Origin of the sequence: Segatella copri (assembly GCF_009494395.1) — a bacterium.
Taxonomy (GTDB): Bacteria; Bacteroidota; Bacteroidia; order Bacteroidales; family Bacteroidaceae; genus Prevotella.
Genome location: NZ_VZCB01000095.1, coordinates 55,237 through 78,492, shown reverse-complemented (window position 1 = coordinate 78,492; position 23,256 = coordinate 55,237). Strand labels below are relative to the sequence as shown.

Below are 23,256 nucleotides of genomic sequence, written 5' to 3'. Positions count from 1 at the left end.
AATAAGGATATGATTTATTTCCATTGGATTTATCTGTTGCTCTATGTCGCAATCATGATTCCTGCGATCATCCGCGTCTTGCTCGACAACCGACAGCCGGCGAAGACGATGGCTTGGATTCTCGTGCTCGCCTTCATGCCGTTCGTGGGAATCATCTTCTACATCTTCTTCGGACAGAACACCCGGAAGGAGCGTCACATCAGCGACCGAAGCATGGACCAGCTGACCAAGCGCTCGATGCTGGAATTCGTAGAGCAGGAGAATCTTCACCTGCCTGCCAACAACAAGCCGCTGATGAATCTCTTCACCAACCAGAACTGGGCGTTTCCGTTCAAGGACAACAGGGTGGACATTTTTACCGATGGTTATGAATTCATCTGTTCCTTATTATATAATATAGGTAAGGCGCAGCATCACATCCACCTGGATACTTACATCTTCGAGGACGATGCACTGGGCTATCTGGTGGCTGATGCGCTGATAGACAAGGCGGAGCAGGGAGTGGAAATAAGAGTGATTTATGACGACGTGGGCTGCTGGAAGGTGAAGGACGCCTTCTTCGAAAGGATGAGAGATGCGGGCATTGACGTGCACGCCTTCATGCCCGTGCGCTTCCCGGCTTTTACCAGCAAGGTGAACTATCGCAACCACCGCAAGCTGTGCGTGATTGACGGCAAGGTGGGATTCATCGGGGGCATGAACATTGCCAAGAGATATGTGAAGGGAACGGGAAAGCAACCATGGCGAGATACGCATCTTCGCATCGAGGGTGGCGGCGTCTATGCGCTGCAGCGTGCGTTCCTCATCGACTGGTATTTCGTGGACCGCACGCTGATTACCAACCGCGTCTATTATCCTCCGGTGGATATTCATATCAGCAACAGTTGTCTGGTCCAGGTTGTGACGAGCAGTCCTATTGCTCCATGGCCTGACATCATGCAGGGTTACGTGCGCATCCTGTTGCAGGCGCAGAAGTATGTGTATATGGAGACTCCTTATTTCCTGCCAACCGAACCGGTATTGTTTGCGATGAGAACGGCGGCATTGGCGGGAGTGGACATCAGGTTGATGATTCCCCGCAAGGCAGATGCGAAGCTGGTGGAATGGGCTTCGCGTTCGTATGTGATGGAAGCGATAGAGGCTGGAGTGAAGGTTTATCTCTATATGGGTGGTTTCAACCACAGCAAGCTGCTGGTGAGTGATGATAATCTCTGCACGGTGGGAAGTACGAATATCGACTTCCGCAGTTTCGAGAATAATTTCGAGGCGAATGCCTTTTTCTATGATGAGGAAATGGCGCAGCGCATCAAGGCGATTTATCTGAAGGATGAATCGCAGAGCATCCTGGTGGATGATGTTTCCTATTTCGTGAAGCGCCCGTTCATGAAACGATTGTTCGAAAGCATCGTCAGATTGCTTTCGCCACTGCTGTGATTAGGCACGGATTTTTGTTTAAGTATGGGTTTATTTAGGCACGGATTACACGGATTACACGGAGTTATGAGCAAAATTCAATATCCAGAATTTATAATCTCATACAAAATCCGTGTAATCCTTGTAATCCGTGCCTAAAATTTGCTTTTATCTGAATATCGAGAAGTTGACGCTTCCGTAACTTCTGTGCTCCAGGAACCTTGGATGTTCGGAAAAATCATAATTCTTGCCATGTTCGAAAACGAAGATTCCATCTTCGTTCAGCAGGTCGCCATTCAGTACGAGGTCTGGAATCTCCGGAAGTTTCTCCAGCGCGTATGGCGGATCGGCAAAGATGAAATCAAACTTCTGCTTGCAGGTCTTCAGGAAGCGGAACACATCGCCACGAATCAGAAGATCCTTGTCTTCGCCCAGCTTCTTGAAACACTCGCGGATGAAGTTGGCGTGGTCGCGATCTGCCTCTACGCTGATGACGCGTTGGCAACCTCGGGAAACGAGTTCCAGCGAGATGCTGCCAGTACCGGCAAAGAGGTCGAGGGCGGTTGCATCCTCAAAATCGATGTAACCCTGCAAAACATTAAAGATATTCTCCTTTGCAAAATCTGTTGTAGGGCGCGCCTTGAACGAACGTGGAATGTCGAAATGGCGACCCTTATATTGTCCTGTTATGATTCTCATATTTTTACTTTGAACTTATTACTTTGAACTTTGAACTTTGAACTTTGAGCTTTGAACTTTATGATTAGTTATGCTGTTGAATTGGCTTTCCCTTCGGCCGCCGAACGCTGTTTCTTCACTCTTCATTCTTCACTCTTCACTTACTCAAGTACAGTGCCAGCAAGTCGAAAGGCATTCCCTTGATTTCCGTGATTGGAGCACGGTTGAATTCTGCGGCGGGATTCAGGAGGAAAGTCTTCCTGATGTAAAGCTTACTGTTATAAAGGAACCAGTCCTTGTCAGGAACTTCGCCCGAAACGTGTAGCTCGTCCTGCATCTGGTCCAATCCCATCTGCTTCCATACGTAGAGGATGAAATAGAGTGCATCCTTGGCATGAGCCGCATTGAACGAATTGAAGAACTTGAAGCGGTTCTTGTCGAAACAGAAGAGGTCCAGCTTCTTGTCGTGGAAATAGGCATAGAGCTTGCGGTGAATGCCCGTGAAACTGCGCTGATGCAGATAGTGCCACATCGGCTGCATGATAGGAGTGAAGCGCACATCCTGGAAATTATCTTCCACCACCATCTTGAAATCCTTGTTGATAGGGAACACAGCCACTACGTTGAGAGCCGGCTGGACGCGGTAGAGGATGGCGTCGGAATGATGACCGGCAAAGGCGTGCTGATAGAGCACGTCAAGGTCTTCTTCATGAAATTCCTCTATCGGAACCAGCAGGATAGGAGAGTCGATGTAGATTCGCACCTTCTGATAACCACGTTGTAGGAGATCGCTTTCCTTGAAAGCCTGACGCAAGTTGGCTGCCATGGATACGCCGCTCTTCACGGTATAAGGCTCGTAAATGACCTGATGCTCAGCTTCGCGGTCAACTACCGAAAAGCTGAGTGTATTCTTGCTCACTCTTATCGTGAGGCGTGCCTGAAGTGTTTTATTGCCTGTTAGCTGCATGATCATCTTGTTGTTTTACCAGTTGCCTGTGTTGTTATTATCTGTTGTTATGTCGCCAATCTTCAGTCCCGGATATTCTCCGGCATAGTTGGCCTGCTCAGTGATTTCCTGAATGGCATTTTCATCTAGTCCGTCGAGGAAATCTTCATAGGCTGCTCCGCATTCCATGAGCGGAATCTGCTTGCCGCTCTTACTGACAATCGTGGTAGCGGCGAGCGAGAATTTCTTGCCGTCGGAGTAGGGGATGAATTGGTCGTCGGCCTTCAGATACTTTCCCTTGATGAGGGTATTGAAATCGCCCGTATACACCCCATGCTTATCCTTGTATTTCTCTTCTGCTTCACGGATGAGCATCAGCCTGGCTTTCACCTCCGCCTCTCTTCCCTTCATCCGTTTCTGGAAGATGAGGGGCTGGCAGATGCTGAGTACGCAGAGGGTCATCATGACGATGACGCATGCTCCCAGGACCGCATTATTGTTTATTTTCCTTAATTTCATTCTCATTTCAAAAAGTATTATTACTTTTGCATTTGCATTTGCTTCTGCAAAGATACTGCAAAACCGAGACAACACAAAATATTTGGTGTTGAAATTATTAAATATTAATTATAAATTGTACATTCATGATTGTAGATGAACTAAAATATAAGATATTGGAGCAGTTTGGCTTTCCGCCAACTCCCGAACAGGCGAATGCGCTGGATGTCTTCGCCCGCTTCATGACCGATCGCAATCCTCATGCTGTGATGATATTGCGGGGTAGTGCGGGTACGGGTAAGACTTCGCTTTCGGGTGCCATCGTCCGCACGATGAAGGCCATCGGTCAGAAGGTGATGCTCCTGGCTCCTACGGGCAGGGCTGCCAAGGTCTTCTCCCTGAGCAGCGGTTCGCCTGCCTTTACCATCCATCGCCGCATCTATCGCGAGAAAGCATTTTCGGGCGTTGACGGCCAGTTCAATCTCAACGACAATCTCTATACGGATACGCTCTTCATGGTGGATGAGGCTTCGATGATTTCCAATCTGGGACTGGGTGGAACCACTTTCGGAAGTGGCTGTCTGCTGGATGATCTGGTTCATTTCGTTTATCAGGGTCATAACGACCGCCTGATGCTGATTGGCGACAAGGCGCAGTTGCCACCTGTCGGCGAGGAGGAATCGCCAGCCCTTCATGCTGCCATGCTCGAAGGCTACGGTTTGTCGGTTTATGAATGCGATTTGAACGAGGTGCTCCGTCAGAGTGAGAAGTCGGGCATTCTGTATAATGCCACGATGATTCGTCAGATGATTACGCACGATGACATTACGCAGCTTCCGAAAATCCATTTCTCCGGATTCTCCGATATCCAGCAGATGCCTGGAGCCGAACTCATAGAGGCGCTTGCCGACAGTTATCATCATGTGGGGCTGGACGACACCATCGTCGTGACTCGCAGTAACAAGCGTGCCAACATCTTCAACCAGGGCATTCGCAATATGGTGCTTGACAGGGATGAGGAACTTTCGCAGGGCGACATCCTCATGATTGTGAAAAACAATTATTACTGGATGGAAGAGGAGAGGAAAAAATTAAGTGAAGAACGAAGAGTGAAGAGTGAAGAAACAGCGTTCGGCGGCCGAAGGGAAAGCCAATTCAATTGCTTGGCTAATCATAAAGTTCAAAGTTCCAAGTTCAAAGTTCAAAGTAAAGAAGTTCAAAGTAAAGAACTTCCTGCTTTCCTTGCGAATGGCGACCGTGCCAAGGTCTTGCGGGTTCGTCGCCGCATCGACCTTTACGGTTTCCATTTCGCCACGCTTCTGCTGCAGTTCCCCGATTATGACAATTACGAGTTGGAGGCAACGGTTCTGCTGGATACTTTGACGAGCGAGGCGCCAGCCTTGACCCATGAGCAGCAGGAGCAGCTCTTCCGTCAGATAGAAGAAGATTATCAGGACATTCCGCTCAAGGCGGATAGGATGAAGGCGATTCGCCAGGACCAGTTCTTCAATGCCCTGCAGGTGAAGTTTGCCTATGCCGTGACCTGCCATAAGGCGCAGGGCGGACAGTGGGCGCATGTTTATGTGGATCAGGGTTACATGACGGACGACATGCTCACGCCCGATTATATCCACTGGCTCTACACCGCCTTCACCCGTGCCACCGAGAAGTTGTATCTGGTCAACTGGCCGGAGACGCAAACCGTTACTTCTTAGTTTCAAATTGGTTCAATATCAGCGATTTCGGCAAATAAACATCAGAATGTTTGATGGTTTGAAAAAAAAATCGTACTTTTGCATCCGGATAAATATGAAGTGTGTTCCGCACGCCATGAAAGGGCGTGTGGGGTTTTTATGCAAAGGTATAAGAAATTTATTAATTTATCATATATAAAAAATAAATGGAAAAAAGAAAAGTAGCTTTAATCACGGGTATTACAGGTCAGGATGGCTCTTATTTGGCAGAGTTGCTGCTGAGTAAGGGGTATGATGTTCACGGAACTATCCGACGTTCATCTACCGACTATCGCGAGCGCATCGCTCATCTGGAAGGTACCCCAAATTTCCATCTTCATTATGCCGACCTCGGTGACTCCATGAGTATCATCCAGGTGATGAACAAGGTGAAACCTACAGAGGTTTACAACCTTGCGGCACAGAGCCATGTACAGGTAAGTTTCGACTCTCCGGAGTTTACTGCCGATGTAGACGCAACGGGCGTTCTCCGCATCCTGGAGGCTATCCGCCAGTGTGGTTTGTCAGAAACCTGCCGCATGTATCAGGCTTCTACCTCCGAGCTTTACGGTAAGGTAGAAGAGGTCCCACAGAACGAGAACACTCCGTTCCACCCTTATTCTCCTTACGCTGTTGCCAAGCAGTATGGCTTCTGGATTGTCAGGGAATATCGTGAGGCTTACAACATGTTCTGCTGCTCAGGTATTCTCTTCAACCATGAGAGTGAGCGCCGTGGCGAGACTTTCGTTACCCGCAAGATTACGCTGGCTGCAGCCCGTATCAAGCAGGGCAAGCAGAGCAAGCTCTATCTCGGTAACCTGGATTCTCTCCGCGACTGGGGGTATGCTAAGGATTACGTAGAATGCATGTGGCTGATTCTCCAGGCAGAGAAGCCGGAGGATTTCGTCATTGCTACCGGTAAGCAGCACTCTGTCCGTGAGTTCGCCCAGCTAGCTTTCCACTATGTTGGAATCGAACTGAAGTGGGAAGGTAAGAATGAGAACGAGAAGGGTATCTGCGTTGAGGGTCCTGAGGAACTCATCGGTAAGACACTCGTTGAGGTTTCTCCTGACTTCTATCGTCCTACCGACGTGGTGAACCTTTGGGGTGACCCAACAAAGGCTAAGGCTAAGCTCAACTGGAATCCTAACACCACATCTTTCGAGGATCTCGTCAAGATCATGGTAGAGAGCGATATGGCGAAGGTAGCTGCCGAGGATGCTGGCGAGAAGGTTCGCTGCAATCTCGTGGAATACTTGGAAAAGGGAATTGTTAAGTAATTATGTTGGATAAGAATTCAAAGATTTATATAGCAGGACACCACGGACTTGTGGGGTCTGCTATCTGGAATAACCTCGAGAAGAGAGGCTATCATAACCTGGTGGGTCGTTCTCATAAAGAACTCGACTTGACCGACCAGTATGCAGTAGAGAAGTTCTTTGATGAGGAGAAGCCAGATGCAGTGGTTCTGGCTGCTGCCTTCGTGGGCGGAATCATGGCAAATTCGCTCTATCGTGCCGACTTCATCATGCAGAACATGAAGATGCAGTGCAACGTGATCAGCAATGCCTATTCTCATGGCGTGAAGAAACTCCTCTTCCTGGGCTCTACCTGCATCTATCCAAAGAATGCACCGCAGCCTATGAAGGAGGACGTGCTCCTTACTTCTCCTTTGGAATACACCAACGAGGAATACGCCATTGCCAAGATTGCCGGACTGAAGATGTGCGAGAGCTACAACCTTCAGTATGGAACCAACTATATCGCAGTAATGCCAACCAACCTCTATGGTCCGAATGATAATTTCCACCTGGAGAACAGTCACGTAATGCCTGCGATGATGCGCAAGATTTATCTTGCCAAGCTCATCCATGACGGCGACTGGCACAGTATTGAGGTAGATATGAACAAGCGTCCTATCAACCCTACTGACAAGCTTCGCGCCATTATCGGCGAGGGTAATGTGGACGGCAGCAACTCTCACGAGCGCATTCTGAAGGCGCTGGAGTTCTACGGAATCTACGACAACAAGGTGGTGCTTTGGGGAACCGGCAAGCCTTTGCGTGAGTTCCTCTGGAGCGAGGATATGGCTGACGCCAGTGTTCATGTGCTCCTGAATGTGGATTTCAAGGACATCATCGGCATTGAGAAATACAGTTCTGTATTCTATGGTGCCAAGGTGGATGGTGCTGTGGATAGAAATAATTCTGAAGGTAGAGGTGGTGCTATCCCATCTCTCGGTGAGATTCGCAACTGCCACATCAACGTGGGAACCGGTAAGGAACTTACCATCCGTGAGCTTTCAGAGCTTGTAGTAAAGGCAGTAGGTTTCGAAGGTGAGGTTGAGTTTGACGCCAGCAAGCCAGATGGAACCCCAAGAAAGCTCATCTCAGTAGATAAGCTCCACAGTCTCGGCTGGACTCACAAGGTAGAAATCGAGGATGGTGTACAGAAGCTCTTCGAGTGGTATAAGAATAGTTTGAAAGACTAAATACAAAATATGGATAGGGAAGAGTAGCGACGGACGGATCGCTGCTCTTCTTTTGTAACTTGCCCACCCAGTTACTTAAGAAGTTTGATTTATAATAGTGTTGCGGAATTAAGGCTAACATAAATATGAAAAAGATTATTTTATTCTTGCAGTTGATCTTCTCGATAGGGATGTCAGCGCAGACGACTGTAGAATCAGTCCAAGTTGCGGATATGGATGAAGGTGCCCCCATCTGTGGCAAGTCAATAGATTTGCACAAGCGCATTCTCCAGGCCTACAATTGCGATAGTACGCTCATCGTCTTCGCTTGTGATACCACTAAAAAAGGAAAAAATACCGATACTGGCTATCTCTATTCACTAGATGCCAATACCCTGGAAGTGCAATGGCAAAAGTCGCTGAAACTTTCTTTGTCAAAACTCTATGGCGTCTGTTCCGAGGGAGTGCTGCTTTCCTCCACTCTGAAAAGTACAGGCAAGTCACTCTTGACCTTGTCTGATACCAAGACGGGCCAGTCGCTATGGACGCAGTATCTTTATCCTGTCTATTTCAATGATAGCTTGGATATCGTGGTGGGACTTGAGAAAGTGGGAGGCAGCAAGACATACGCTTATCGCCTGAGTACAGGAATGCTGTTGTGGGATGCCGAGATTCCGATGACCAAGAACGTGGGATGGAAAGATGCTTGCATGGTGGATTCCACTCACCTGGTGGTTGTGGGTGATGACATCAACGAAATCAACATCCATTCGGGTGAAATCAAGAAAGTGAAGGCTGTGACTGGCATCCATGATTCCAAGGGCATGATGGCTTTGGCATTGACCAATGTCTTGTCTGCGGCAGTCACCATCGGATTTAATTCTCCTTTTTATTACTATTATTATAATCTTAATCCATATATCATTACGGGCTTGACTTCCAATATCCTTCAGGTGGGCTCTAACTTGTATATTAGTGATAGAAAAAGCCTCTATTGTTTGGGAGCGGACAGTTTGCAAACACGCTGGAAGTATGATTTCCAGGACAAGGAGGCTTCTACGGCTCATCTTCTGCTTAGGGATGGCAAGATATTGATGCTCAATTACGGTTATGGCAACAGTCTTATGAGAGGTACGGTGAAGTGTGGCAAGCCTTTCTTGGCTTCTTTTGATGCACAGACGGGAGATAGGGAGAAGATGTTTCCTTTATACGACAAGAAACATATCATGAACGACGGAATGCTCACGGAGAGTGGTGTCTTCCTTGCTGGTTCCGACAAGGCTGTATATCTGTCATTTGCTGATTCTGCTGTCATCAGCAAAGATTGGGATCGCAGAGCCAATGGGGCTTTTACTATGGTGTTGAGAAAACCATTCTATGCGTTTCATGGACTTGCACCAAAGCTGACTTTAGTGGAGGCATTCGACAAGGTGTGCCCGATGCAGACCAGTACCAACAAGCTTTTTGTCTTCAATGACAAGTTGGACATTCTTGAATCTTATGATCTCTACGAGACTTTCTCCGTTTGTTTCCGTTTGGATGATGTGCTTTGCATACAAAACAGGGATGACAAATCCAACTTTAGGCTGATTCATCCCGATGGTTCCTCTATCGGAAAACTGAAAGGCAAGCCTGTAGCCGCCCTGCTCAAGGGCAGAAATGTGCTAGCTGTATATGATGATCACCTTACAGTCTTTAGGCTGTAAGGTGCCTAGTGCCCTCTTATTACTGAAATCATGTGGATATATTAAAACGAAAAAATCCGATTCTCTTTCGAAAACCGGACTCTTAAATTTTTTTGAGTTATTTTGGGAAAAGTGGGTAGTGATGGATTCGAACCACCGAAGGCATAGCCAGCAGATTTACAGTCTGCCCCATTTGGCCACTCTGGTAACTACCCAAACGCTTTGTTCTTAAAAGCGAGTGCAAAGGTAGTACTTTTTTTTCATTCCACCAAATTTTTCTGCAACTTTTTTCTGTTTTTCTTCAAAAAAGTTCAATTTTCCCTTGCTTTCCCAGCTTTAATCCATAAAAAAAGAGAATTCTCCACTCTTCACTATTCGTTCTTCACTTTAATAACGTGTCTTCTGCGATGCTTTCTTGACAATCTTCTGTGCTTGTAGTGCTCATATTTCTTGATGGCTACGAAGACGGTCAGGGCAAGGACTACGGCTAAGAGGAAGATGACGATTCCGCCACCCAGGTTGTCGCCCTTTACCTTCGACCACATGTCCAAAACTTCTGGAGTATGATCGCCAGCATCATGAATCATGGCGCATCTTGCCACCACTGTGCTGTCCGGATACATGATTGGGTTCAGGTGCGCCTTTCTGCCTTCCTCTCCAAAGAAGTAAGCCAGGTTCACGGTCTCAGGATAAGCTTCCTTGTCGCTCATCGCTTCCAGCACCTTCCTGCCAGCCACGCTGCTCACATAACCCGTGGTCTCCATGTTGGCAAGTGCCACGTCTTCCTGGCAGAGATAGTTGATGAAGTAGGAGGCTGCCTTCGGATTGCGGGAGTATTTCGGAATCACCCAACCGTCAAACCATACGTTGCTGCCTTCCTTCGGCACTTCATAACCCAAATCAACACCCACGTTTCCGGCTTCCTCTATCGCCCATACAGCATCACCGCTCCAGGTCATGTTCAGGTAAGCCTTTCCCTTGGTCATCGTCTCCTTGCCGAAGTCTGCCTCCCATCCCTCGATGTTGGGCTTCAGCGCCTTCAGCTGTCTTTCTACGATGGCAATAGCCTTTGGCGAATAATCGTTCATCAGTTCCGGAACGGTTACCTTGCCTGCAGCCAGGTCTTTGCGGTGTTCCCAGATCAGAGCCGTGCCGTAGGAATCGCGGTAGGAATCCTTCATCAGCAACTTGCCACGATACTTTCTGTTCCAGAGCGTGCCCCAGGTCTGTGCGTCCTTCTGCGGTACGTGTACCTTATTATATAAGATTCCGCAGGTTCCCCACATATAGGGAACGGCATAGTTGTGGGCGATGCGACCGTGATTGGAAGTTGCATCAATCTGCTCCACGATGTAGGGCGACACGTTCTTCAGATAGTTCGGAGTCTTGCCGAACGCCGTGTCGATGGGCAGCAGAAGGTCCTTGCGGAGCATTCGCTCGATGATGTATTCCGACGGACACACCACGTCGTAGTCTTCATGACCGCGCTCAATCTTGGTCAGCATCACCTCATTGATGTCGAAGGTCTGGTAGATGACCCGGATCTTCTTTCCGGTCTGTTCCTCATACCATTTCGGGAATTCTGCAAGAATATCCTCGTCAATGTAGTCTCCCCAGTTGTAAACCTTCAGAATCTCCTCTCTGTTCTCCTTGTTGTAGCAGGAAGAGAGCTGCAGAATCATCAGCAGGCTCAGGAAAAGAAAAGCTATTGTCTTGACTCCTTTAACTCTCTTAACTCCTTTAACTCCCAAAAATATCTTGTTCTTCATTTTTTATTTCTTCTTGTTTTTTTCTGAACGACGATTGATGATAATCAGCATCACGAGCACCAGCACGAAGATAATCGTACTCAGCGGACGGAGTTCCGGCGTCAGTCCTCCCTTTCTCGCATCTGCATAGATAAAGGTGGAGAGCGTCTCCAGACCTTCGTTGCCGATGGTGAAGATGGTGACGGCGAAATCGTCGATACTCATGGTGATGGCGAGCATGAAGCCCGAAATCATTCCCGGCAATATTTCCGGAATAATCACCTTGCGCAATGCCTGCATCGGTGAAGCTCCCAAATCGAGCGCCGCCTCATAGAGGTTCGGATTCATCTGTTTCAATCTTGGCATTACGCTCAGAATGACGTAGGGCAGACAGAAGGTGATGTGAGAGATGACCACCGTAGTATAGCCCTGAGGAATGCCCAGCGTGATGAAGAGCAGGAAGAGCGAAATACCGATGATGATGTCGCCGTTCAATATCGGAATGTTGTTCACAAACTGGATGGCGTTTCTCGCATAACGGTTCCGCAGATTATAGATTCCGATGGCGGTGAGGGTTCCGAAGAGGGTTGAAACGGTGGCGGTAATCAGCGCGATGCTAATCGTATTGACGAGTGCCGCTGTCAACGAATGGTGAGTTCCCTCTACGAAGAGATTCTTGTAGAGCTGCAGGGAGAAGCCGGTCCAGTTGCCCATCACCCTTGCCTCGGTAAACGAGAAGATGACGATGATGAGAATAGGGGAATAGAGCAGCAGCAGGAGCAGCCACAGATAGCCCTGGCAGAATACTTTCTTCATCATTTCCTTGCTGAATATTGTTTGCATCATCTGATACCTCCTTCCTGCTTGCTGCCGTCACCGGCAATCAATGTTGATGCGCCGATGAGGAAGAGCATGATGAGCGAGAGTGCTGCACCATAGTTCCACATCGAATTGTTGATGTTTTCCTGGATGGTTGTTCCGAAGAGCTTGATGTTGTTCATCGTCAGCAGTTCCGAAATGGCAAAGGTGGAGATGGTGGGCATGAAAACCATCAGAATGCCACTAGCCACGCCCGGCATGGAGAGGGGAAGGATGACTTTGATGAACTGTTGCCAAGGCGATGCGCCCAGGTCTTCGGCTGCCTCTATATAGCTGCGGTCCATCTTCTGCAGCGTATTATAGATAGGATAAATCATGAATGGGATGAAGTTGTAGACCATACCAAACAGGAGGGCGCCTTCGCCCAACGGGAAGTCGGCGAAATCGAAGAGTGCCACGGTGGCAAGTGTGCGCACCAGGATGTTCACCCACATCGGCAGGATGAAGAGCATCACGATGGTGTTGGCGTATTTCATCTTGGTCTGGGTCAGAATATAGGCAGCCGGATAACCCAACAGAATGCAGAGCAGGGTGTTGAGAAAGGCAATGCCGATAGAATACACGAAGGTATTGATGGCTTCCGGGTGCGCCAGGAATTTCTGGAAATTGTAGAGCGTCAGACTCCCGTTCTCATCGGTAAATGCGAACACTACGATGAGAATCAACGGCAGCACCACGAATATTGCCGCAAAGATGGCGTACGGTATTGACCAGCTTTGTCGCGAAGAGATAAACTTGATAATGTTCAATTTATAATTGATAATTAATAATTTTTATTCAAACGAAATGTTTTCCTTTGGAATGGTGATTGCCACGTGGTCGCCCAAATCCCAGACATCCAGAGTGTCTACGTAGAGCTTCTCGCCCCAGTCGGTGTCTATCGTCAGGTGATAATGGTCGCCTTTGTAGAGAATGAAGCAGATGTCACCGGTAAAGGTTCCTTCGCTCTCGTTGTCGAAAAGCTCAATCTTGCCGAAATCCACGGTCACATTGATCACTTCCTTGCCTTCTTCATCGGTATGAATCTTACTCTTCTCTTCAGGAATCGCTATCTGGTATTCGCAGCCCATGAACTCGATGGTTCCGTCGCCGTTCACCTTCGCCTGGAAGGTGTTCGTGGTGCGCTCCTTCTTCATGATGTGGATGTTGTCGGGAATCACGCTCATGCCGATGGTCTGTCCCACCTCGAAATGCTTGTAGTTCTGAATCAGGAACTCGCAGCCCTTGTCGCTCTCGGCAAGCATCTCGTAGTGCACGCCCTTGAAGATGGAAGAGGTAATCTTACCCACAAACTGGGCGTGCTCCGTATCGGTAGAAACTTCGATGTCTTCCGGTCTGATCACTACATCCACTTCCTGGTTGCAGCCGAATCCCTTGTCTACACAAGGAATCTCTGCTCCTGCCACCTTGACCAGACAATCGTGGACCATCGTTCCGCAGAAGATGTTGCTCTCGCCGATGAAGTCTGCCACAAAAGAGTTGGCTGGCTCGTTGTAGATATCGGTAGGTGTTCCTATCTGCTGAATCTCTCCCTCGCTCATCACCACGATGGTGTCGCTCAGGGTCAGGGCTTCTTCCTGGTCGTGGGTTACGTAGATGAAGGTAATGCCCAGTCGCTCGTGCATTTCCTTCAGTTCCAGTTGCATGTCCTTGCGCATCTTCAGGTCGAGTGCAGCAAGTGGTTCATCGAGCAGGAGTACTTCCGGCTCGTTCACGATGGCACGGGCGATGGCAATGCGCTGCTGCTGTCCACCCGAAAGCGAGTTGACGTCGCGGTATTCGTAATCGCTCATGTTCACCATTTTCAAGGCACGCTTCACCTTAGGCATGATCTGGTCCTTCGGCGTGTTCTTGAGTTTCAAGCCGAAAGCGATGTTGTCAAATACATTGAGGTGAGGAAACAGGGCATATTTCTGGAACACCGTGTTCACGTTGCGTTTGTAGGGTGGCAGGTTGGTAATATCATTCCCTGCTATGGTGATGACGCCCTCTGTGGCTGTCTCGAATCCAGCCAGAAGTCTCAGGAGAGTAGTTTTTCCGCATCCCGAAGGACCGAGAATGGTCACGAATTCGCCCTTTCTCACAAAGAGGTTGATGTCGTTGAGGGCTACTTTCTCGCCAAATCTTTTAGACACATTCTGTATGTCAATGATGTGCTGTGCTGTTTTATTCATTTCTCGTTTTAAAATTTGGCTGCAAAGTTACTCATTTTCTAATAAATATGTATGTTTTTCCGGAAAAAAATGTATCTTTGCACTCGTTTTGTAATATGTAGACGATTCGTCTGAATAAATATACGGTAAATATACAGATATGATAGTAACTATAGACTGGATGGAGGAGTGGTTCAAACGTTTTGACCAGGAATATTTCGGGGGTAAACTGCCGTTGCCGGAGCTGGGACTGACTCGTGCCAAGACCCGGTTGGGACAACTTGCCTTCAAGCGTTCTTCCCGATGGGGACGTACCAAGCTTTACGATTTCAAACTCTCCATGTCTACCTATTATGATATGACCGACAAGCAGGCAAAGAGTGTGCTTCTGCATGAGATGATACATTATATCATCGGTTATACGGGACTGAAGGATACGGCTCCTCATGGTGTCGTGTTCCGGGGCATGATGGACAGTCTGAATCGTAAACACGGTTGGGATATTCGGGTGATGACTTCTACCAAAGGCTGGAAGGTGAGCGAGAATGTGGTGGCTAGGAAGAAGGCTGCAGGACCTCAGACCTATCTGATTCTGGCTGTAGAACTGAAGGATGGCAAGCATTTCCTTTCTAGGGTAAGTCCCAGGTTCGCCCGCAGCCTGGAGCGCCAGCTTTTGACGGTCAGTGAGTTAAGTTCGCATAACTGGTACACTACGCAGGAGTCTTATTTCGCTGATTTCCCGCAGGTGCGCAGTCTTCGGGGCAGGCGCATCACGAAGGCTGATTTCGAAAAGCTCAGGAATGTATTAACTCCGTTTGACATGGGTTGATTCCTTCCTGGAGTGTTGCCCCTTTTAAAGAGATCAAACGAAAGGATGAATTAGAACAATAATAGAGAAACAATAATTTAGAGAAACAATAATTAGTATTTCGTATGAGAAGACTCGTAACTCTTGCCTTCATGATGACCATGGTTGTTGTGATGGCGCATGCTCAGGGAGCATTGAAGAAAGTGTATAATGAGAGCATTGATCCGATGACTCAGATTGATGAGGCCTTGGTCAAGGCGAAGGCTGACGGCAAGTTCGTGATTTGTCAGGTGGGTGGCAACTGGTGCCCTTGGTGCTTGAAGTTTGCCGATTTCGTAGAGAAGGATACTGCGGTAAACAAGGTGGTGAATGATAACTTCGAGTACATCCACGTGAATTACAATCCTCGCAAAGCTGCGGGTGCTGAGGCTTTGAAGAAGGCAGAGTCATTGATGAAGTGCCTGAACAATCCTCAGCGTTTCGGTTTCCCTGTCTTCGTGGTTTTGGATGAGAAGGGAACTGTTCTCCATATCCAGGACTCCAGCTTCCTGGAAGAAGGCAAAGGCTATGATGAGAAGAAGGTTCTCCGCTTCTTGAAGAACTGGACTCCTAAGGCGGTAAAATAGTTGATAAAGTCTTATAAAAGAAAAAGCGTCCTCCTGATTTCTCAGGGAGACGCTTTTTTCTTATATGATTTTCTTGTCTTACATTCCTCTTGCTTTCAACAATTCGGAAGCATCTGGCTGCTTCATGCCGGTGAAGTCGGTGAACATTTCCATCTGGTCCTTGGTGTTACCACGGCTCAGAACCTTATCACGGAATGCCTGACCCACGGCTGGATCCAAAGCACCATGCTTGGCAAAGTAATCTGCCACATTCACGGCGAGCACCTCTGTCCAGAGATAGCTGTAGTAACCTGCTGCATAACCGCCGCCCCATACATGGTTGAAATAGGTGGTGCTGTAGCGAGGAGGAATCTGCGAATTGAGCAAACCTACATTGTTTAGGGCTTCCTTCTCGAAGGCGCCTGCCATGTATGGAGAAGGAATCTCATCTGGTGTCAACTCGTGCCAAGCCAGGTCGAGGCAGGTAGCTGCCAGGTTCTCACCCAGCGAATAGGCTGTCTGGAAGTTGATGCTCTTCAGCATGCGCTCCTTCAGGTCGGCTGGCATGGCTGCTCCGGTCTGTGTATGACGGGCATAGTGGTCGAAGATTTCAGGGATGCTGGCGAACGACTCGTTAAACTGAGAAGGCATCTCCACGAAGTCGCGAGCCACGGCTGTTCCTGAAAGTGTATTGTAGCCGCACTTTGACAACATGCCGTGGAGGGCGTGACCGAACTCATGGAAAAGGGTACAAACCTCATCCCATGTAATCAGCGTAGGCTGACCCTCTGGAGCCTTGGCGTTGTTGCATACATTATATATAATAGGCAACTGTCCCCACTTGTCGCTCTGCTTGGCAAAAGCACTCATCCAGGCACCGCCACGCTTGGTAGGACGGCGGAAGTAGTCGCTATAGAAAAGGGCGATAGGCTTGCCGTTCTTGTCGCTTACCTCGAATACCTTCATGTCCGGGTGATAGGTAGGAATATCCTTGCGCTGTTTGAAGTTCAGGCCATATACGCGATGAGCAGCATAGAATACACCGTTTATCTGAACGCTATCCACATTGAAGTAAGGCTTGATTTCATCGTCAGAGATATTGAGCATCTCCTTCTTCATCTTGGCAGAATAGTAGAAGCGGTCGTATGGCTGGAGCTTGAAGTCCTTGCCCTCGCTCTTCTGTGCGTAAGCTTCGATTTCGCGGGTCTCGGCATCTGCCTTAGGAGCGTATTCCTTGATGAGGCTCAGCAGGAAGTTGTTTACGTTCTTGGCAGTCTTTGCCATCGTCTTCTCCAGTGAATAATCGGCATAGGTGCTGTAGCCCATCAACTGTCCCTTCTCGGCACGGAGCTTGGCAATCTCGGTTACGATAGGGAAGGTGTTGAACTTAGGGTCGGTACCATCGGCACGGTGGATGCTTGCCATATAAACCTTGCGGCGGAGCTCACGGTTCTGGAGATTGGTGAGGATAGCCTGCTGGGTAGTGTTCACGATGACGATGCAGTATGGAGCCTTGTTGCCCAGGCTTTCTGCGTCTTTCTTGCACTGTGCGATGTCGGCGTCGCTGAGTCCGGCAAGTTCTTCCTTGCTGTTCACCCAAACCACGGCGTTGTTGGTAGCTGCAGGAAGAAGATTACCAAACTGCTCCTGGAGGTCTGAGATGCGGGTGTTGATCTGCTTCATGCGCTCCATCTTCTCTGGAGAGAGCAGGGCACCTGAGCGAACGAAGCCCTTGTAGATAACTTCGGTGAGTCGCTTGTCCTCGCCCTTGAGCTTGTTGAACTCATGGTCGTAAACGTATTTGATACGTTCGAAGAGTTTCTGATTGAATGAAATCTCGTTGTCGAGGTCGGTGAGCAAAGGCATCACCTTCTTCTGGGCCTCAGCGATTCCAGGAGTCTTGTGTGCGCTGGTAAGACCGAAGAATACATTGGAAACACGATCCAGCAACCTACCGCTGTTCTCGTAAGCGAGGATGGTGTTCTGGAAGGTTGGCTTCTTCTTGTTGCTGATAATCTTCTGGATGTTGGCACGCTGTTCCTTGATACCTGCTTCGAAGGCAGGGAGATAGTCGCTCTCCTGAATCTTGCTGAAATCAGGAGCGCCGAAAGGAAGGCTGCTCTTTACCAGGAGAGGGTTCTGACGCTTGCCGCCTGCATTCTGGGCAAACGATGAGGTTGGCATCTGCAAGAGTGTTGCAGCCAAACCGAGTGTAAGAAATGTCTTGTTGAAATTCATTATTTATTATTTTTAGTATTGATTTCCTGTTGTTTCTTGAAACTACTGTTTTCGAAACTGCTGTTTCTGAAACGTTGGTTTCAAATGCAAAGGTACTAAGAATAATTGAATATCAGATTGTTTGCTGCTTGATTTAAGCTTTTTTATTTATTGGTGTATCTGTTCTGTTTTCGAAATAGTGGTTTTTAATACGGTTTGGAGAATTTGTTTTCTCTCAATTAATGCCACTATTACCACACTGCGAAATAATAGTTTGATATTTAGATGTTTAAGTGTGGCAATAAGGCTTGTTTCTGTTGCCACCTAATGTCACCTAATGCCACACGGTGGCAAGTAGGCAGATTAATTCCGGCAAGTATCGTAGGTTGTTGTAAGTAATAGGTTAAGTTGTTGTAAGTAATAGGATAAGCGGTCGTAAGTAATAGGATAAGCGATGGAAAACAATATGAGAAGTTGTCGGAGTATATAATGGTAGTTGTTGGAAGATATAATGTCTGTCTTTGGAACTGTTGCTTTCATAAACCGCACAACAGCTGTTGTGCGCTTGCATATCAGCTGTTGTGCGGATGCACATCAGGTGTTGTGCACTTGTAGCCCAAGTGTTGTGCAGTATCTGATAGGCTGATATACTGATGGCTATGATGGAGTGTATGGAGTAAGCGATATTAAACTAGAAGAAATGTAATAAGTGGGAGATAATCCTTTAAATCCTCTCTAAGCTGCTTAAGCGCTTTCTGGATTCGATAGTCAATGGTCTTGGTTGAAACATTCAAACTCTCTGCAATCTCCTTGTAGCTCTTGTCATTGAAACGGTGCATAACGAAGGCTTCACGATAACTCTCAGGCAAACGGTTAATGGCTTCATGAATACGATTCGTCAATTCTTCGATTTGATAATACTCAATGGTATCATTGCCTGTATAATTTTTCCAATAGATGGTTTCAATACGCTGTTTAACCTCATTTTTAGCAATTTTATTGAGACAGCGAGCATGAGTGGCACGGAAAAGGTATGAAGATAAAGAGGTGTGAATATCAAGATCATCATGGTTATTCCACAACCATAAGAACAGGTCCTGAACAATCTCCTCCAAATCTTCATGCCCAACGTATCTATGTGCATAGGCGCACAGTGGCTGATAATACTTTTTGAATAGAGTATTAAAAGCCTCCATGTTACCTTCTTTCAATAGAGATAACAAATCAGAGTCATCAAAATTTATTAGATTTTCCATGCAGAATGAGATTTTTGGGGGCAAAGTTAACGTATTTTGATGTAAATCCAAAAAAAAATGCAAAAAAAAAAGGTTTTTGTTTAGGAACACTTGATTTTAAACTGTCATACTTATAAAAAAGCGATAAAATGAATAAACAAGAAAACAACATAGAAAAACTCCTGCCTCGGTATATAGATGGGAAAACCAACCAAGCAGAATCCGCTATGGTAGAAAGCTGGCTGGCAGAAGATGAAAGCCACCGTGAAATATATGAAACGGAAATGGCTCTGTTTCGTGACACAGATTCTCTCTATGTCATGAAAGATATTGATGTAGAACAGGCATTGGAAGCTACTCATAACAAGATGCACAAGGCTAAGATAAGGAAGTTACTGCATTACATGGAAAGAGTAGCTGCCATCATGGTAGTTCCTCTCTTGATAGTGGTTATTGCTCAATTTATGATGAACAATCATGCCAAAACACCAAGCATGCTGACCATCCGCACTAATCCAGGTATGACTACAGAGGCTACATTGCCTGATGGAACTGAGGTTACCTTGAATTCCAACTCTGTATTGACATACCCCGCAGAGTTTGTTGGCAAAGAAAGAAGACTTAGCTTGCAGGGAGAAGCTTATTTCTCTGTTACGAAAGATGCTGAGCATCCTTTTATTGTTTCTACCCCAAATGCTACAGCTATCAAGGTATATGGTACCAAATTCAATGTAGAAGCCTATCCAGAGGCCCCTACTATAACTGCCACCTTGCAGGAAGGAAGTATCGCTATGCAGTACAAGAATAAGATGCAAAAGGATTGTGAACAAAAGATTGTTCCTGGTGAGAAAGTCGTTTATTCCGATTTCAGCAAGTCTGTGAACGTAGAGAAAACGGATGTAGAAGTAGCTATGTCGTGGACTTCCGGAAAACTCATTTTCAGAAATACCTCCATAGAAGAAGTACTCAATACTCTGTCCAAGAGATATGACATAGCTTTCAAGGTAAAGAACAAAAAGGTATATTCCAATGCCTTCACTGGAACCTTGGAAAAACAACCTCTGGATCGCATTTTGGAAATCCTGGAGTTATCATCCGATATCAGATTCAAGTATATAAAGAATCCGGATATTTCTCAAGGACGTCAACTGATAGAAGTATATTGATCAATAAACAACTAATAATTCATTTAAAAACAAAGTAATATGAACGAAGAATCTCCATGAAACCAGAAAAGAAAATGCAGAATGATACTGCCATATCATCCTGCATCAGTTTGTGCAATCATCATTTGCACGAAGCAAATGAATGTTTTATTTCTAAACCAATGCAAAATTATGGAATTTCAATTTAAAAAAATGACTTTTAGTCACTGTGTAACGTTTTTTATGCTTTTTTGGCTAATGAACGTATTGTATGTGGTTCCGGCCATAGCCCAAAAAGTACATGTTGATGGAAAATCATCTACGGTTCACCAAGTGATGACGCTTATTGAATCACAAACCGGTTATAAGTTTTTCTATAATAATCAGGTTAATCTAAGCAGAATGGTGTCTATCAAGGCTAAAAATGAGAATCTCACTTCTGTTTTAAAACGATTGTTTGACGGAACCAACGTTTCTTATAAGATCATCGACAAGACAATAGTCTTAAGTATAAAGGACCAAAAGAATAATAGAACTGCTACTCCTGATAACGTTGGCTCTACGAAGAAAACAAAAATTACGGGTAAGGTAACAGATATAGAAGGTGAGCCTATTATTGGTGCAACCATACAAGTGGAAGGCGTTAAGGGTGCTGGTGCTATAACAGACCTGGATGGCAATTTCAGCCTGGATGCTTCTGAAAATGCCAAGATTATCATATCCTATATCGGTTACACTACTAAAGAAGTAGCTGTAAGAGGGCAAAAGCAAATCCATGTTTCCCTGGTGGAAAACGTCAAGCAGATTAATGATGTCGTGGTGATGGCCTATGGTACTCAGACCAAGCGAGATATCACGGGATCTATCGGAACCATTGATTTTGACGATTTAAGCGATATTCCGGCAGGACAATTCTCACAGAAAATACAAGGTAAGCTGGCAGGCGTGCAGGTTAGTCAGGGGACAGGTGTTCCTGGACAGGGAATGAGCATCAAGATTCGCGGAGCAGCCTCTCTTTCTACAGGTGCAACTCCTTTATATGTGGTTGATGGATTTCCTATTGTAGGTGATATCAACAACATCAACCCTAATGAAATCGAATCAATGTCTATTTTGAAAGATGCTTCAGCTACAGCACTTTATGGTTCACGCGCCGCCTTTGGTGTGGTTATGATTACTACCAAGAAAGGAAAAACCGGAAAGGTGAATGTGGATGTCAATGCCTATATGGGTATTCAGAGTGTTCCTCAGAAGGGACGACCTGACATGATGAATGGTGAAGAATGGGCACAGTTCAAGAAAGAATCTTATGAAGATTTAGGTGTGGCTGTACCTGAGGTATATCAGAATCCTGCCCAATATGGTAAGGGTACCGATTGGTATGATGCTATGTTGCGCAATGCGGTCATCCAGGATTACAATGTTGCCATACGCGGGGGATCTGAACGTTTTTCTACATCATTGGTATTAGGATACTTCAATCAAGATGGTATTGTACTGAACTCAGATTACAATCGTTTTTCCATCCGTTCAAATTCAGAATTCAATATCAACAAAAAGGTGAAACTTACATTTAGTGTAGCCCCAACCTATAGTTTTGAGAACCGACCATCTACGGATGGTGCATTCTTCAGTGGTAGTGGTCTTTTGGCTAATGCCGCCATTACATCTCCTATCTTGAAGTATCAAGATGAAAACGGCAATTATCCTATTTCTGTGACAACCCCGGGTATCACTTCCGTAGATACTCCTAACTGGGTACGTTCCATCAGGGATATCAAGAATCGTCGCACTATCAAGCGACTTCTCGCCAATACTTCCTTGGAGGTAAAGCCTATTGAAGGCATGTTGCTCAAGACATCATTGGGTACTGATATCGGATCTGAATATCATTTCACATTCCAGCCGTCCACTGCAGGTAGAGCTTTTGCTGCGGCACCTAGTGCCATCAATGCCAACCTATTTGATGCCAACAACAGATATTACTCCTGGTTGTGGGAAAATACAGCCTCTTACACCAAGACATTCGGAAATCATAAGCTGGATATTTTAGGAGGTTTCACTGTCCAGAGATTCAGAAGCGATTATAGTGCAATAAGTGGAAGCAATTTCGCAGACGACAGAGTTCAGACCATCGATGCTGCCTTGGTCAAGAACAATCCAACTCAAGATATTCAGGAGTGGAGCATGGTTTCTTTCCTGGGACGCATCAACTATAATTATAAGGAAAAATATCTCTTGAGTGCCAGTATCCGTCGTGATGGCTCATCCCGATTCGGCAAAGAGAATCGTTGGGGTAATTTCCCGGCTATATCTGCAGGTTGGCTGGTCAACGAAGAGAAATTTATGAAGTCATTGGATTGGTTATCCATGTTCAAGATCCGTGCCAGCTATGGAGTAACCGGTAACAATAATATCGGCAACTATACTCAGTATAATGTAATCTCCAATTCAATTGCGGTCTTTGGCTCTAACGTTGCCAGTGGCATTCGTGTAACTAACTTGGGAAATGTGGAATTAGGATGGGAAAAGACTACTGAGGCAGACTTTGGAGTGGATCTCTCTGTTTGGAATAATCGTATCACTTTCACTTACGACTATTACAATAAGACAACAAGAGATTTGCTTTATTCCCTCTCTGTACCAAGAGAATCCGGTTTTTCCAACTTCATGGGCAATGTCGGAAAGCTGAGATTTTGGGGACATGAGTTCAGTATCAACTCCCATAATCTGACAGGAGAATTCAGATGGGATACCAATTTCAACATCTCCTTCAGCGACAACAAGGTATTGGCATTGTCTGGACTATCAGACCAATTGGTTGCTTATACTGGTTTCGTTTCCACCATAACAAAAGTGGGAGGACGTATCGGTCAATTCTATGGCATGATACAGGATGGAGTTTATAAGGATCAGACAGATTATGACAACTCACCTAAAGCCGTGGATTCAGAGGTGGGTACCATTAAGTTCCGTGATGTAAACGGTGACAAGGTGATTACCTACGATGAAGTGGGTGGTGACAAAACATAAATAGGAAATC

At 46.4% G+C, this 23,256-nt stretch carries 18 protein-coding genes and 1 tRNA gene; 9 read left to right on the top strand and 10 right to left on the bottom strand.

Features of this window, described 5'->3' with window-relative positions:
• The first annotated feature begins 9 nt into the window (after positions 1 to 9).
• Positions 10 to 1,434: a cardiolipin synthase gene (cls, locus tag F7D73_RS13455; protein WP_153125465.1), complete on the top strand. Its 1,425-nt coding sequence runs from the start codon at positions 10 to 12 to the stop codon at positions 1,432 to 1,434.
• 147 nt (positions 1,435 to 1,581) lie between these two features.
• Here the strand turns inward: cls and rsmD are convergent, their stop codons facing one another.
• From rsmD to F7D73_RS13440, 3 genes are all read right to left on the bottom strand, one after another.
• The gene (gene rsmD, locus F7D73_RS13450) at positions 1,582 to 2,112 is read right to left on the bottom strand and encodes a 16S rRNA (guanine(966)-N(2))-methyltransferase RsmD (protein WP_153125463.1); all 531 of its coding nucleotides are present in this window, start codon (positions 2,110 to 2,112) and stop codon (positions 1,582 to 1,584) included.
• Between the two features lie 136 nt (positions 2,113 to 2,248).
• On the bottom strand, positions 2,249 to 3,064 hold the full coding sequence (locus F7D73_RS13445; protein WP_153125461.1) for a DUF3822 family protein: 816 nt from the start codon (positions 3,062 to 3,064) through the stop codon (positions 2,249 to 2,251).
• Between the two features lie 9 nt (positions 3,065 to 3,073).
• A complete protein-coding gene (locus tag F7D73_RS13440; RefSeq protein ID WP_153125459.1) occupies positions 3,074 to 3,556 on the bottom strand; it encodes a hypothetical protein in 483 nt (160 codons plus the stop codon).
• Between the two features lie 125 nt (positions 3,557 to 3,681).
• Here F7D73_RS13440 and F7D73_RS13435 point away from each other — a divergent pair, with 125 nt between their 5' ends.
• The 4 genes from F7D73_RS13435 (at position 3,682) to F7D73_RS13420 (ending at position 9,444) form a co-directional block, all read left to right on the top strand.
• Entirely contained in the window at positions 3,682 to 5,250 is a 1,569-nt protein-coding gene (locus tag F7D73_RS13435; protein WP_153125457.1) for an ATP-dependent DNA helicase, read from the top strand.
• A 185-nt stretch (positions 5,251 to 5,435) separates the two neighbouring features.
• Positions 5,436 to 6,548 carry a GDP-mannose 4,6-dehydratase gene (gene gmd, locus F7D73_RS13430; protein ID WP_153125455.1) on the top strand — a complete coding sequence of 371 codons (1,113 nt, stop codon included), beginning with the start codon at positions 5,436 to 5,438 and terminating at the stop codon, positions 6,546 to 6,548.
• Positions 6,549 to 6,550: 2 nt separating this feature from the next.
• Positions 6,551 to 7,759: a GDP-L-fucose synthase family protein gene (locus tag F7D73_RS13425; protein ID WP_153125453.1), complete on the top strand. Its 1,209-nt coding sequence runs from the start codon at positions 6,551 to 6,553 to the stop codon at positions 7,757 to 7,759.
• 125 nt (positions 7,760 to 7,884) lie between these two features.
• Complete coding sequence (locus F7D73_RS13420) at positions 7,885 to 9,444, top strand: PQQ-binding-like beta-propeller repeat protein (RefSeq protein ID WP_153125451.1); 1,560 nt, start codon at positions 7,885 to 7,887, stop codon at positions 9,442 to 9,444.
• 112 nt (positions 9,445 to 9,556) lie between these two features.
• Here F7D73_RS13420 and F7D73_RS13415 read toward each other — a convergent pair.
• From F7D73_RS13415 to F7D73_RS13395, 5 genes are all read right to left on the bottom strand, one after another.
• A tRNA-Tyr gene (locus F7D73_RS13415) sits at positions 9,557 to 9,638 on the bottom strand.
• Positions 9,639 to 9,794: 156 nt separating this feature from the next.
• A complete protein-coding gene (locus F7D73_RS13410; RefSeq protein WP_153125586.1) occupies positions 9,795 to 11,105 on the bottom strand; it encodes an ABC transporter substrate-binding protein in 1,311 nt (436 codons plus the stop codon).
• 90 nt (positions 11,106 to 11,195) lie between these two features.
• Positions 11,196 to 11,990: an ABC transporter permease gene (locus F7D73_RS13405; RefSeq protein WP_153125584.1), complete on the bottom strand. Its 795-nt coding sequence runs from the start codon at positions 11,988 to 11,990 to the stop codon at positions 11,196 to 11,198.
• 23 nt (positions 11,991 to 12,013) lie between these two features.
• Entirely contained in the window at positions 12,014 to 12,799 is a 786-nt protein-coding gene (locus F7D73_RS13400; RefSeq protein ID WP_153125449.1) for an ABC transporter permease, read from the bottom strand.
• A gap of 24 nt (positions 12,800 to 12,823) precedes the next feature.
• Positions 12,824 to 14,224 (bottom strand): ABC transporter ATP-binding protein, encoded by a 1,401-nt coding sequence (locus F7D73_RS13395; RefSeq protein WP_153125447.1) that lies wholly within the window; start codon positions 14,222 to 14,224, stop codon positions 12,824 to 12,826.
• Between the two features lie 139 nt (positions 14,225 to 14,363).
• Here F7D73_RS13395 and F7D73_RS13390 point away from each other — a divergent pair, with 139 nt between their 5' ends.
• Entirely contained in the window at positions 14,364 to 15,032 is a 669-nt protein-coding gene (locus F7D73_RS13390) for a SprT-like domain-containing protein (RefSeq protein WP_153125445.1), read from the top strand.
• 104 nt (positions 15,033 to 15,136) lie between these two features.
• Positions 15,137 to 15,637, top strand: coding sequence for a DUF255 domain-containing protein (locus tag F7D73_RS13385; RefSeq protein WP_153125443.1), 501 nt, complete (start codon positions 15,137 to 15,139; stop codon positions 15,635 to 15,637).
• Between the two features lie 78 nt (positions 15,638 to 15,715).
• Here the strand turns inward: F7D73_RS13385 and F7D73_RS13380 are convergent, their stop codons facing one another.
• Positions 15,716 to 17,854 (bottom strand): M3 family metallopeptidase, encoded by a 2,139-nt coding sequence (locus tag F7D73_RS13380; protein ID WP_153125440.1) that lies wholly within the window; start codon positions 17,852 to 17,854, stop codon positions 15,716 to 15,718.
• 665 nt (positions 17,855 to 18,519) lie between these two features.
• Positions 18,520 to 19,089 (bottom strand): RNA polymerase sigma-70 factor, encoded by a 570-nt coding sequence (locus tag F7D73_RS13375; RefSeq protein WP_153125439.1) that lies wholly within the window; start codon positions 19,087 to 19,089, stop codon positions 18,520 to 18,522.
• Between the two features lie 128 nt (positions 19,090 to 19,217).
• Between F7D73_RS13375 and F7D73_RS13370 the strand changes: the two genes are divergently transcribed.
• Together F7D73_RS13370 and F7D73_RS13365 are read left to right on the top strand one after the other, a co-directional pair.
• Positions 19,218 to 20,234 carry a FecR family protein gene (locus F7D73_RS13370; RefSeq protein ID WP_153125437.1) on the top strand — a complete coding sequence of 339 codons (1,017 nt, stop codon included), beginning with the start codon at positions 19,218 to 19,220 and terminating at the stop codon, positions 20,232 to 20,234.
• 237 nt (positions 20,235 to 20,471) lie between these two features.
• Positions 20,472 to 23,246, top strand: a complete 2,775-nt coding sequence (locus F7D73_RS13365; protein WP_228117749.1) for a TonB-dependent receptor — start codon at positions 20,472 to 20,474, stop codon at positions 23,244 to 23,246.
• The last annotated feature ends 10 nt before the right edge of the window (positions 23,247 to 23,256 follow it).